This is a genomic window from Micromonospora sp. FIMYZ51, assembly GCF_038246755.1.
In the GTDB taxonomy this organism is placed as follows: Bacteria; Actinomycetota; Actinomycetes; order Mycobacteriales; family Micromonosporaceae; genus Micromonospora.
Genome location: NZ_CP134706.1, coordinates 127026 through 139187 on the forward strand (window position 1 = coordinate 127026; position 12162 = coordinate 139187).

The following is a 12162-nucleotide window of genomic DNA, read 5'->3' on the forward strand; positions in this document are numbered from 1 at the left end:
AGCGAGCCGAGCACCGACGTGTTTGCGGGTGCGCGTCCCGGGCGAGGTGCGGACCGCGCGCCGGCCGGCCCCTGGTGGGGCGGCTGGCGTCACCGGTGCCGGGCGACCTCCAGCACGGTCCGCGCGTCGGCGTGCGCGGCGATCACGGCGCGCACCGGGTTGAGGACGTACTCGTCACCCACGGCGGCCACCGACTCGACCAACCGCGCCTGCGCCCGCTGCCCGGCCCGCCGGGCAGCCCACCGGGAGACCGGCCGGGCCACCCCGGCCATCAGCAGCCCGGCCAGCAGCCCGCCGAGCAGCAGCAGGGTCGGTGCCGGCACCTCGCCGACCATCGGATGCCGCAGCTCGGGCAGCCCGAGGGCGCGCAGCGCGTAACCGAGGACCAGCCACCCCAGCCCGGCCAGGGCGGCGAGGGTCACCAGCCACTGTGCCGCGCCGACCAGCCGCCACCAGAACCGGGGCCGGTCCATGCCCAGATCGGCACCGGCGACCGCGCGGTCCAGGGCGTCCGGCAGGTCGCCGATCCGGGAACGGGCCGCCGCGGTCACCGCGTCCGGCCAGGCGCTCGGCAGACCGGACCCGGCCCGCTCGGCCACCGTACGCAGGGCCAGTGCCAGCGCGGACTTGTCGGCGACGCTGGGTTCGGGCACGGAGGTCGCGGCGACCAGGCTCTCCGCCGGGTCGCCCGGCGGACCGGAGAGGTGCAGCCGGCGCAGCGGGTCGGAACGCAACCGTCGCCAGAACCGGATCAGCGGCCAACCGGTGGCCGACGCGGCCCGGTGCCGGTAGGCGTCTTCGACCGCGGTCACCACCGCCGGTACCCCCGCTGCCGCACTCAGCGCCCGGTTCAGTGGGCCGACGGCGGGATCGTCCGGGGCGAGCGCCGAGCGGGGTGCGCCGACCATCTGGTCCAGCGCGTCCACCACGGCGTCCACGTCACCGGAGAGCCGGCGGAGCGCGGCCTGCCGCTCGGCGACGGTACGCTCCAACGCCTCCCGCAGGCCGTTTGGGCCGTTCGGGTCGGCGACGGTGGTGGCCAGCAGCGGTACGCCGGCCAGCCCGTCCGCGTCGAGCAGCCGGCGCAGGTCGGCCAGGACCCGGGGAACCTCGGCCGGCGGTAGCCGGTCGGCCTGGTTGAGCACGACCAGTGTGACGTCCCGGTGCCGGTGGAACTCCCCGAGATAGCTGCGGTGCACCACCCGGTCGGCGTACTTCTGCGGGTCGACCACCCAGACCACGAGGTCCACCAGGCCGAGCAGCCGGTCCACCTCAAGCCGGTGCGAGTGCTGCACCGAGTCGAAGTCCGGCAGGTCGAGCAGGATCAGTCCGTGCAGCGCGGACTCGTCGTCGCCGTCCAGCAGGCTCTCCCGGACGAACCGGTGCCGGGGCAGCACGCCGAGCCAGTCGAGCAGCCGGCTGCCCCCGTCCAGCGGTCCCCATACGCAGGCGTGCGCCACGCCGGTGGTGGGGCGGCGTACCCCGACGGGCGACAACTGCATCCGGGCCATCGCGTTGAACAGGCTCGACTTGCCGCTGCCGGTCGCGCCGGCCAGGGCCACCACGGTGTGGTCGCGGGAGAGTGCCAGCCGGGTCCCGGCCCGCTCGACCAGGGTGCGTGCCGGTACCAGCGGGGTGTCCGGCAGGTGACCGTCGACGATGCCGAGGAAGCGGTGCACCGCCTCCAACCGGGCGACAAGTTGGTCGGCGTCGACCCGCCCGTCGGCCCGTAGCGCCTCGCGTAGGCGCCCGCCCAGGCCGCTCACGATCGCTCCCCGCCGGGTGCCGCTGCGGCGAATCCGCTGTGCAGCCGGGCCGCCTCGACCCGTTCGGCGGCCCGGCGCAGCTCCGCCGCGGTCCGGGCGGCAGGCCGTGCCTGTTCGGTCCGGGTCAGGAAGCGGGCGGCCTCCGCCTCCAACAGGACGCGTACCCGCTTCAGCAGATCGTCCCGGGCCTTGTCGGCCAGCTTGCGGACGGCCTGGTCGCCGAAGATGGCCTGGAGCACCGCCTGCCCGGCGACGGTGGTACCCGCCCCGGTGGCGACCTCCAACCCGGTCGGAATGAAGGCCGTCGAGGCGAAGACCGCGATCATCACCACCAGCCCGGTGGCGTTCACCGCGTACGCCGCCGTGCGGGCCACGAAGCGCCGGTCGCCACCCTCGGCGCGGACCAGTTCCAGTACGCCCCGCTGCCAGTCCCGGATCAGCCGCTCGATCCGTTCGGGTAGGTCGGCGCAGTGGTGGGCCAGTTCCGGTTCGAGCAGTGCGGCCCCGGCAGGATGGGCCTTCCAGCCGGTGTAGGCGTGCTCGGCCGCCTCGGCCGCCACCCCCCGCAGCAGGGTCGACAGCTGGGACTCGATTGCGTCCTGAAGCTGCACCGCCGGTGCCGGTCGACGGCTGAACGTGGCCGCCACCCGGTCGCGCAGCCGGCCGATCCGCGCCTCCAGGGTGCGGAAGAACTCGCTGGTGCCGATGAATTCCTGCCAGCGGGCGAGCACCTCGCCACGGAGCATCCGACCGTCGCGAAGCCCCTGCTCGACCGTCCGGTTCGCGGCCCGGTACGCGGCAAGTACCCGCTCGTCCAGGGCGTCCGCGGCGGCCACCTGCTCGTCGGCGGCCTCGGCCAGGCTCGCCAGCGCCGGTTGCAGTGCGGCCAGGGCGCCGCCCAGGGTCTGCCGTACCACCGCCGCACGGGCGTCCGCGTCGGCGGCGAGCCGGGCGAACCAGTCCGCCAGCGGCGCGGTGACCCGGTCGGGCAGCAGGCCCTGCCCGTCGATCCAGGTCTCCGGCAGGACGAACAGCGGTGCCGAGCCGAGCTCCTGCTCGGCGAGCATCTCGGCGAGATGGGCGGCGACCTCGTCGGTGGCCTCCGCCGGCACCCGGTCGAGCACCAGGGCGATCACCGCGCCCCGGGCCCGCGCGCTGTGCAGCAGCTCCCAGGGGACGGCATCGGCGTAGCGGGCGGCGGTGGTGACGAAGAGCCAGAGGTCGGCGGCGGCGAGCAGTTGACCGGCCAACGCGCGGTTGGCGTCGACCACCGAGTCGATGTCGGGGGCGTCCAGAAACGCCAGCCCCGGAGGTAGCGCCGGGGCGGTGACCAGGTGCAGCGTGCCGGGGTCGGTGCTGGGCTGGTTGGTGCGGGTCAGCCCGGGCAGCAGCTCGCCCCGGCGGAACCAGGCCGAGTCGGCCGGATTGCAGACCAGGACCGGCGAGCGGGTGGTGGGTCGCAGCACGCCGACGGCGCTGACCCGGGCCTGTACCAGGCTGTTGACCAGGGTCGACTTGCCGGCCCCGGTGGAGCCGCCCACCACCACGAGCAGCGGCGCGTCGAGGCGGGAAAGTCGGGGTAGCAGATAGTCGTCGAGTTGGTCGGCGAGCGCGGCGCCGGTCCGCTCGGCCGGTTCGGCCGAGGGCAGCGCCAGCGGAAACCGGGCTGACCCGATCGCGGCGCGCAGGCCGGTCAGGGCGTCGGGCAGGCGATCGTCCCCGGTGGCCGCGGGCCGGTCCTCCCCGGCGTCGGTGAAGCCGGTGCGAGCTGCGACGGCGGGCGCGCCGGAGGGCAAGGCGGAATCGCCGTTCGTCGTCACCGCTAAAGCGTGCCCGACCGACACAAGTAAGACAACCAGTCGGTAGCGAACGATGACTTGCGTCGACCAGGCTCAACTCGACTTGACGATTCCGGTGGGCGTGGCACTATTGAGTCAAGTTCACTCAACTTGAGGTGGGGTCGCTGCGGGCGGCGCCCGCCGGGCGGCGGCGACGGGGTGATCCCGGGCCCTGCTCAACGTTACGAAGCGAGGAAGCGAAGATGGCACGTGCGGTCGGTATCGACCTCGGCACGACGAACTCCTGCGTCAGCGTCCTGGAGGGCGGTGAGCCCACCGTCATCGCCAACGCTGAGGGCTCGCGGACGACCCCGTCGATCGTCGCGTTCGCCCGCAACGGCGAGGTGCTCGTCGGCGAGGTGGCCAAGCGCCAGGCGGTGACGAACCCGGATCGGACGATCCGCTCGGTCAAGCGGGAGATCGGCACCAACTGGTCCGTCGACATCGACGGCAAGAAGTACACCCCGCAGGAGATCTCGGCCCGGACGCTGATGAAGCTCAAGCGGGACGCCGAGGCGTACCTGGGCGAGCAGATCACCGACGCGGTGATCACCGTCCCGGCCTACTTCAACGACGGCCAGCGCCAGGCCACCAAGGAGGCCGGTGAGATCGCCGGCTTCAACGTGCTGCGGATCGTGAACGAGCCGACCGCGGCGGCCCTGGCGTACGGGCTGGACAAGGGCTCCAAGGAGCAGACCGTCCTGGTCTTCGACCTCGGTGGCGGCACCTTCGACGTGTCGCTGCTCGAATTGGCCGAGGGCGTCATCGAGGTCAAGTCGACAAGCGGTGACAACCTGCTCGGCGGCGACGACTGGGACCAGCGGATCATCGACCACCTGGTGAAGACCTTCCGTGGCGAGCACGGCATCGACCTGTCGCAGGACAAGATGGCGATGCAGCGGCTCAAGGAGGCGGCCGAGAAGGCCAAGATCGAGCTGTCCGCCGCCACCACCACCAACATCAACCTGCCGTACATCACGGCTGGCGCGGCCGGTCCGCTGCACCTGGACGTGACGCTCAGCCGGGCCGAGTTCCAGCGGATGACGCAGGACCTGCTGGACCGCTGCAAGGGCCCGTTCGAGCAGGCCGTCAAGGACGCCGGGATCAAGGTCTCCGACGTCGAGCACGTGATCCTGGTCGGTGGCTCGACCCGGATGCCGGCCGTGACCGACCTGGTGAAGCAGCTCACCGGCCGCGAGCCCAACAAGGGCGTCAACCCGGACGAGGTGGTGGCCGTCGGTGCCGCGCTCCAGGCCGGTGTGCTCAAGGGTGAGGTCAAGGACGTCCTGCTGCTCGACGTGACCCCGCTGAGCCTGGGCATCGAGACCAAGGGCGGCATCTTCACCAAGCTGATCGAGCGCAACACCACAATCCCGACCAAGCGGTCCGAGGTGTTCACCACCGCCGACGACAACCAGCCGTCGGTGCTCATCCAGGTCTTCCAGGGCGAGCGCGAGATCGCCGCGTACAACAAGAAGCTCGGCACCTTCGAGCTGACCGGTCTCCCGCCGGCCCCGCGCGGCGTGCCGCAGATCGAGGTCACCTTCGACATCGACGCCAACGGCATCGTCAACGTCCACGCCAAGGACCTGGGCACCGGCAAGGAGCAAAAGATGACCATCACCGGCGGCTCCTCGCTGCCGAAGGATGACATCGAGCGGATGCGCCGGGACGCCGAGGAGCACGCGGAGGAGGACAAGCGCCGCCGCGAGGAGGCCGAGACCCGCAACGTGGCCGAGGCCCTCCAGTGGCAGACCGAGAAGTTCCTCGCCGAGAACGGCGAGAAGCTCCCCGCCGAGAACCGCGACAAGCTCAACGAGGCCCTCGGCGAGCTGCGTGGTGCGCTCGGTGGCAGCGACATCGATAAGATCAAGTCGGCGCACGAGCGGCTGGCACAGGTCTCCCAGGAGGCCGGCTCACTGCTCTACGCCCAGCAGGCCGAGCAGGCCCAGCCGGATGGCGCGGCCGGTGCCGGTGCGGCCGGTGCGGGCGCAGCCGGCGGCGCAGAGGCCGGCGGTGCCCGGCCCGGTGCCGACGACGTGGTCGACGCGGAGATCGTGGACGAGGACAAGAAGTGACGGTCCGGTCGGACTCGAGCTCCAAGGCAAGGGATGAGGTAGTCGTATGACGGAGAAGCCACGAGCCGCTGACCCGGGTGACACCGGGTCGGCGCCGGGTGGCTCGGCGCCCGAGTCGGCTCACGGCGACGCGCCGCAGGTCGTCATCCGCAACAATCGCAAGATCAGCCAGACCCAGGAGCCGGATGGTGCCGCCGCCGACGCCGGCTCGGACGCCCCGGCCGAGGGGCTGGTCGAGGATGCCGAGGTCGTGGTCGACGCGATCGAGGTGGAGACCGCCGCGCTTAGCGAACCGGCCACGGACGGTCCGCCGGTGGTGGACTCCCCCGCGCATCCGGCGGAGGAGCGGCCGGCCGGTGAGTCGGCGCAGGCCGGCGGTGGCGGGCTCGGTGCCGAGCTGGAGGCGCTGCGCGCCGAGTTGGCGGAACGTACCCGCGACGTGCAGCGGGTGTCGGCCGAGTACGCCAACTACCGCAAGCGGGTCGAGCGCGATCGTGGCCTGGTCACCGAGCAGGCGACCGGCTCGGTGCTCGCCGCGCTGCTGCCGATCCTGGACGATCTGGACCGGGCCCGGGAACACGGCGACCTGGTCGGCCCGTTCGGCTCGGTGGCCGAGCAGCTGACCACCACGCTGGGCAAGTTCGGGCTGACCTCGTTCGGTGAGCAGGGTGACCCGTTCGACCCGACCCGGCACGAGGCGGTGGCCCACCAGACCTCGGCCGACGTCACCGAGCCGACCTGCGTGCAGGTGATGCGTCGGGGCTACCAGATTGGTGAGCGACTGCTGCGGCCCGCGATGGTCGCGGTCGCCGATCCGGAATAGTGCACGACGGTGACCGGGCCGTCCCGCCCGCCGAGCTTCGGCGAGCGGGACGGCCCCGGCCCGGAGGCGGGGAGGAGGTGGACGGTTGAGTTCCAAGGACTGGATCGAGAAGGACTACTACGCGGTCCTGGGCGTGGCGAAGACCGCCCCCGCTGACGAGATCAAGAAGGCGTACCGGAAGCTGGCCCGCGAGTCACACCCGGACCACAACCCCGGTGACCCCAAGGCCGAGGAGCGCTTCAAGGCGGTCTCCGAGGCGTACGCGGTGCTCGGCGACGACCCGAAGCGCCGCGAGTACGACGAGATGCGTTCGCTGTTCGGATCGGGCGCGTTCCGGCGCGGCGCCCGCCAGCCGGGCCAGCCCGGCGGCGTACCGTTCGATGTCTCCGACCTGTTCGGCGGCGGGGCACCCGGTGGCGGTGGCCGGTTCGCTGGCGGCAACATTTCCGACCTGTTCAGCTCGATCTTTTCGGGCGGCTCGGGTGGCGGCGGTGCACCCGGTCCGGCGCGTGGCCGCGACATCGAGACCGAGGTGGCGCTCGACTTCGACGACGCCGTCCGGGGAGTGACCGTGCCGCTGACGCTGCGCGCCCCCGGGGTCTGCGACACCTGCCACGGCAACGGCGCCAAGCCGGGCACCCAGCCGCGAACCTGCCCGGTCTGTCACGGTGCCGGGGTGACCACCCGCAACCAGGGAGCGTTCAGCTTCTCCGAGCCGTGCCGTAACTGTCAGGGCGTCGGCACGGTGGTCGACGAGAAGTGCCCGGAATGTCAGGGCACCGGCGGCGTCACCAAGACCCGTACGCTAAACGTCCGCTTTCCGCCCGGGGTGGCCGACGGGCAGCGGATCCGGCTGGCCGGTCGAGGTGAACCGGGCGAGCGCGGCGGCCCGGCGGGCGACCTGTTCGTGCACGTCAAGGTCCGGCCGGACGAGCTGTTCGGGCGCACCGGCGACGACCTCACCCTGACCGTTCCGATCACGTTCACGGAGGCGGTGCTCGGCATCGACCTGCGGGTGCCGACGCTCGACGGCGCGGTCACCCTCCGGGTGCCGCCGGGTACGCCGAGCGGACGGATCCTGCGGGCCCGCGGCAAGGGCGTGACCCGCCGCGACGGTCAGGCGGGTGACCTGCTCGTCACGCTCGACGTGGTGGTACCGGCACGGGTGTCCGACGAGGCTCGAAAGGCCCTGGAGACCTTCGCCGAGCAGAGCCCGCCAGCCGGGCGGGAACATCTCGACGCCCGGGTGCGTCGATTCGATTGATCGGTGAAGCGGTGCGGAGGTGAGTGGCATGGCGGACGGGTTTGTCGGTTCGGATGACCCTGCCTACGAGGCCAAGGTGCTGATGATCTCGGTAGCGGCGCGGATGGCGGGAATGCACCCGCAGACTCTGCGTCAGTACGACCGGCTCGGCCTGGTTCAGGCGGGCCGGGCGGCCGGCGGTGGGCGGCGCTACAGCGTCCGGGACGTGGTGCTGCTGCGCGAGGTACAGCGGCTCAGTCAAGATGACGGGGTCAACCTCGCCGGGATCAAGCGGATCATCGGCCTGGAGCAACTGTTGGAGCAGGCTCAACAGCGGGTCGCCCAGCTGGAGGCCGAGCTGGATGCGGCGTACCGCCGGGTGGCCGAGTTGGAGTCACTGGCCCGCTTCCCCGGTCGCGACCTGGTGCCGACCAACCAGACCTCGACCGCACTGGTCGTCTGGCGTCCCCGCCGCAACCCTGGCCGCTGACCTCCGGGTTCTACGCGGTGTTGCCCCGCCGTGATCGGTGATCGCGGCGGGGCGCAGCCACCCCACCCGCGCCCCGCCCTCCCACCCGCGCCCCGCCCTCCCACCCGCGCCCCGCCCTCCCACCCCGTTGATCATGAGGTTGGCGGCAGTAGTTGATCTTCAAACTGCCGCCAACCTCATGATCAACGGGGTGAGTTGGGAAAACCTGAGCGGGGGGCCGGTTGTCTTGGTTAGCCTCGGTTAACCGGTTCAACCATCTCAATCCGGAATCCGATCTGGCGGGGGGAGCCATGACGGAAGCGGCGAAAAAGGTGGCCGAAGAGGCGGAACATCGGCTCGACAACCTGGCTGAGGACGTCCGGCAGCGATTCGACCGGATCACCAAGGGCCGCTTCTCCGACCAGGTCAGTTCGGGCAAGGTTGGCAGCCGGAACGCCAGCGGGAACCGGAGCGACGGGCATGGTGTCGGTCAGGCGCGTACCGATCAGCATCGCCGAGAGCGGGGCGGATCGCGCTGACGATCCGCCGACGTACGGGCCGGGAGCCACGGGGGGTCCCGGCCCGTTCGCTGTCCACCCCACCTCCAGACGCGCCGATCTTGCAGTTTCAGTCGCCATTACGCGGCTTTTGTGGCTTATGCGGGGACGAAAACTGCAAGATCGCCGGGGATGGGGGTGGAGCGGGGGCGGTTAGAGGCGGCGGTTTTCGCGGACCAGGCCGCCTTCGCACCATTCGCGGTAGACGAAGAGTTCTGGGCGGGAGAGGAGTACCCGGCTGTTGTGCGCCCAGGTGTGCATCAGTTCGTCACCGTGGCGCTCGGCCTGGTCCACCAGTTTGCGGAAGCGTCGCTTCGGGTGGGCCCGGAAATTGGTCCGGATCCCGTCGGCGGCGTAGATGTAGAGACAGTGCAGGGCGAACCGACGGGCCGGACAGCTCGGGTCCATGGCCAGCTCGAACAGCGTCATGACCAGCCGATCGCCGGAGACCAGCAGGTCCCAGTCGGGTGGCATGGACGTCAACGGCACGGAATCAGGGTGGTACGCCCACGCTCGCAACTCCGCCGGGCTCGGGTCGACGGGGTTGGCGAAGCCGTGGAACGTTGACTCCTGCACGCTCACCGGCCAACCTTCCGCTCGCGCACGCGCCGGGGCGTCCGCCCCCCGCGAACCCCGGCTGCTGGGGCGACACGGTAACGCGGTACCGGTGAGTACGGGTAGCCCCTACAGGGAGCAATTCGGCATCTGTTGGCGAGGCCACGCCGTCTGGGTGGCTGGCCCGGCAGTCAGGCGTGGTCGGCGGTCGATGCCGTCCGGGCCTGCTGCGCCGCCGCGCGCATCCGTAGCCATCGCTTGAACCAGGCGAGGTCCGGCAGCCGCGCCAGCATCGGCCCGGTCACCACCGTGATCAACACGTACGTCGCCGCGAGCGCCGCCAGTTTCGGGGTGACGCTGCCGGCGGTCACCGCGAGTCCGGCGATGACGATGGAGAACTCGCCCCGGGGCACCAGGGTCAGACCGGCCCGCCAGCGACCCGGCTCGGCGATGCCCACCCGACGGGCCGCCAGGTAGCCGGTGAACGTCTTGGTCGCCATGGTCACCACCGCCAGCAGCAGCGCCGGTAGCAGCACCGGCGGGATGTGTCCCGGGTCGGTGGCCAGCCCGAAGAAGACGAAGAAGACGGCGGCGAACAGGTCGCGTACCGGGGTCAGCAGTTCGCTTGCGTGGTGGGCGACCGGCCCGGAGAGCGCGATGCCGACCAGGAACGCGCCCACCGCCGCGGACACCTGGAGCTTCGATGCGATCCCAGCCACCAGCAGGGTCAGGCCGAGCACCCCGAGCAGCAGCGCCTCGGCGTTGTCGGCGGGCATCGCCTTGGAGATGAGGTTGCCGAAGCGGATCGCGACCACCAGCACGGTGACCACGGTCAGTACGGCGATGCCGAGGGCGACTCCCCCCTGTACCAACCCGACCCCGGCCAGCAGGGCGGTGGCCAGCGGCAGGTAGAACGCCATGGCCAGGTCCTCGACCACAAGCACCGAGAGGACCACAGGTGTCTCCCGGTTGCCGAGCCGGCCCAGGTCCGCGAGGATCTTGGCGATCACCCCGGAGGACGAGACCCAGGTGATGCCGGCGAGTACCACAGCGGCCACCCAGCCCCAGCCGAGCAGCAGCGCGAACGCGGCGCCCGGGAGCGCGTTGAGCAGTGCGTCGATCAGTCCGGCCGGTGCGGCGGATCGCAGATTGCCGACCAGCTCGTCGGCCGAGTATTCGAGGCCGAGCATCACCAGCAGCAGGATCACGCCGATCTCCGCGCCGATGGCGAAGAACTCCTCGCTGGCGTGCAGTTCCAGGATGCCGCCGTGACCGAGGGCGAGCCCGGCGAGCAGGTACAGGGGGATCGGTGAGAGCCCGATCCGACGGCCGAGCCGACCGAGTAGTCCGAGCAGGAAAAGCAGCGCGCCGACCTGGATGAGCAGGTCGGTGGAGTCGTGCACCGGGGGTCAGATCAGTGACGCGCCGAGGATGCCGGCGGGTGCCGCTGCCTCGTCGTCGGTGGGCGGGATGTCGGCAGCGGTGCCGTCCAGGTCGGACCGGACCAGGTCGCGTGGGCGGTAGCGGTGGGAGACGGAGCCCAGCCGGCGGCCGGATTCCGGCATCATGTCAGGACGTACGCCGAGCCCCGGTGGGGCCGTCTGGTCCGCACGCGCACGCACGGGCTCAGGCTACTCTCGCGACGGAGGCCGAATGTTTTCCCGCCGGGCTCGTTCCATGATCACTTTGTCCCTGGTGATCGGCTTGTCTGGCTGCTCGATCGGGGACATCCGCCGGACCCCGCCCGCACCCGCGCCGACAAGCGTCGAGCCGTCCCAGCCGACCGGTCTGCCCGGCCGGCCACCGGCCACCGAGCCCGCCGCGGAGATCCGCAGCAGCCGCCTCGCCGTCCCGCAACGGTACGACCGGCCGCACGTCGAGTTCGTCGACGCCCGACTGGGATACGCCCTCTTCGCCGCCTGCGACGGACAACCGCCCGGCCCGGACTGCCGCGCACTGCTCTGGTCCACCCGCGACGGTGGCCGCTCCTGGCAGCGGTTGCGCCACCCGAAGCCGGTCGCCGACCACCAGCAGTTGTTCGCCGCGCCGGGGATGCTGGCCCTGTGGACCGAGCCGCACGGCTGGTGGACCTCCACCGATGGCGGCCGGACCTTCCGACACAGCCCGGGTGAGACGCCGCCTGCGCAGTGGCGGGCCACCGAGGGACGGTTCCAGATCATCGAGCGCACCGGCAAGGTCGGCCGGTGGACCGGCAGGACGTTGCGCCCGCTACCCACCCAACCCCCGCTGCCCGCGCTGAACACCGTGCTCCAGGGTGACGGAGTCAGTGTGTCGTCGGACGGTACGGAGTTCGGCGGGCCGTTGGTGGCGGCCGGGGCGGGCGAGGACGGTCGGCCGTACGCGGCGATCTCACGCGACGAGGGGCGGAGCTGGCAGGAGACCCCGGTGCCGGCGCCCGACGGCGCGGTGGGCGTGCTCTGGGTCGTGTCCGCAGGCGGTGAGTTGTGGCTGATCGGCGAGCGACCCGACCGCATCGGCTTCCCGGCGCTGTGGCGACAGGGTGGCCGCTCCTGGGAGCCGGTGTCCGCCGAGGGGCATCCGGAGGCGGGACAGGTTGTCCCGCTCGGTGCCGGAGTTGCGGCGGTGGTCAGCTCCCGGGGCGCGGGCGCGCTGGTCGGCGGCAGGTACGTCGACCTGCCCTGGCCGTTGACCGGCGAACATCATCTGCGGCTGCTGGCCGACGGCACCCTGTTCGCCGGTACGCCGGAACGCATCCTGCTCGGCACCGGTCACATCGGCGACCGCACCTGGGTCGAGATCGTCATCAACCCGGAATAACCGGTGCCGAGTGGTGTAGGTCACAGCGGTAAGG

11 protein-coding genes are annotated in these 12162 nt (G+C 71.7%); 5 read left to right on the forward strand and 6 right to left on the reverse strand.

The window, feature by feature from the left end:
- Nucleotides 1-89: 89 nt before the first annotated feature.
- Nucleotides 90-1766, reverse strand: coding sequence for a GTPase (locus QQG74_RS00635; RefSeq protein ID WP_341718355.1), 1677 nt, complete (start codon nt 1764-1766; stop codon nt 90-92).
- Nucleotides 1763-3586: an ABC transporter gene (locus QQG74_RS00640; protein ID WP_341718356.1), complete on the reverse strand. Its 1824-nt coding sequence runs from the start codon at nt 3584-3586 to the stop codon at nt 1763-1765. The genes QQG74_RS00635 and QQG74_RS00640 overlap by 4 nt, the downstream gene beginning before the upstream one ends.
- 221 nt (nt 3587-3807) lie before the next feature.
- Here QQG74_RS00640 and dnaK point away from each other — a divergent pair, with 221 nt between their 5' ends.
- From dnaK to QQG74_RS00660, 4 genes are all read left to right on the forward strand, one after another.
- Nucleotides 3808-5682: a molecular chaperone DnaK gene (dnaK, locus tag QQG74_RS00645; protein ID WP_341718357.1), complete on the forward strand. Its 1875-nt coding sequence runs from the start codon at nt 3808-3810 to the stop codon at nt 5680-5682.
- 46 nt (nt 5683-5728) lie between these two features.
- Nucleotides 5729-6505, forward strand: a complete 777-nt coding sequence (gene grpE / locus QQG74_RS00650) for a nucleotide exchange factor GrpE (RefSeq protein WP_341718358.1) — start codon at nt 5729-5731, stop codon at nt 6503-6505.
- 85 nt (nt 6506-6590) lie between these two features.
- Nucleotides 6591-7769 carry a molecular chaperone DnaJ gene (gene dnaJ / locus QQG74_RS00655; RefSeq protein WP_341718359.1) on the forward strand — a complete coding sequence of 393 codons (1179 nt, stop codon included), beginning with the start codon at nt 6591-6593 and terminating at the stop codon, nt 7767-7769.
- A 28-nt stretch (nt 7770-7797) separates the two neighbouring features.
- Nucleotides 7798-8238, forward strand: a complete 441-nt coding sequence (locus QQG74_RS00660; RefSeq protein ID WP_341718360.1) for a MerR family transcriptional regulator — start codon at nt 7798-7800, stop codon at nt 8236-8238.
- 230 nt (nt 8239-8468) lie between these two features.
- Here QQG74_RS00660 and QQG74_RS00665 read toward each other — a convergent pair whose 3' ends face one another.
- From QQG74_RS00665 to QQG74_RS00680, 4 genes are all read right to left on the reverse strand, one after another.
- Nucleotides 8469-8729 (reverse strand): hypothetical protein, encoded by a 261-nt coding sequence (locus QQG74_RS00665; RefSeq protein WP_341718361.1) that lies wholly within the window; start codon nt 8727-8729, stop codon nt 8469-8471.
- A gap of 198 nt (nt 8730-8927) precedes the next feature.
- Nucleotides 8928-9356: a hypothetical protein gene (locus tag QQG74_RS00670; RefSeq protein WP_341718362.1), complete on the reverse strand. Its 429-nt coding sequence runs from the start codon at nt 9354-9356 to the stop codon at nt 8928-8930.
- Nucleotides 9357-9520: 164 nt separating this feature from the next.
- Nucleotides 9521-10732: a cation:proton antiporter gene (locus tag QQG74_RS00675; RefSeq protein ID WP_341718363.1), complete on the reverse strand. Its 1212-nt coding sequence runs from the start codon at nt 10730-10732 to the stop codon at nt 9521-9523.
- 6 nt (nt 10733-10738) lie between these two features.
- On the reverse strand, nt 10739-10951 hold the full coding sequence (locus tag QQG74_RS00680) for a hypothetical protein (RefSeq protein WP_341718364.1): 213 nt from the start codon (nt 10949-10951) through the stop codon (nt 10739-10741).
- A 55-nt stretch (nt 10952-11006) separates the two neighbouring features.
- On the opposite strand from QQG74_RS00680, the gene QQG74_RS00685 reads away from it, so the two are divergent.
- Nucleotides 11007-12128, forward strand: a complete 1122-nt coding sequence (locus tag QQG74_RS00685) for a hypothetical protein (protein WP_341718365.1) — start codon at nt 11007-11009, stop codon at nt 12126-12128.
- The last annotated feature ends 34 nt before the right edge of the window (nt 12129-12162 follow it).

Bases quoted from the DNA above. Each gene is read 5' to 3' on its own strand.
- dnaK (WP_341718357.1), top strand. From the start codon at position 3,808: ATGGCACGTGCGGTCGGTATCGACCTCGGCACGACGAACTCCTGCGTC.
- grpE (WP_341718358.1), top strand. From the start codon at position 5,729: ATGACGGAGAAGCCACGAGCCGCTGACCCGGGTGACACCGGGTCGGCG.
- QQG74_RS00660 (WP_341718360.1), top strand. From the start codon at position 7,798: ATGGCGGACGGGTTTGTCGGTTCGGATGACCCTGCCTACGAGGCCAAG.
- QQG74_RS00665 (WP_341718361.1), bottom strand. From the start codon at position 8,729: ATGCTGATCGGTACGCGCCTGACCGACACCATGCCCGTCGCTCCGGTT.
- QQG74_RS00685 (WP_341718365.1), top strand. From the start codon at position 11,007: ATGATCACTTTGTCCCTGGTGATCGGCTTGTCTGGCTGCTCGATCGGG.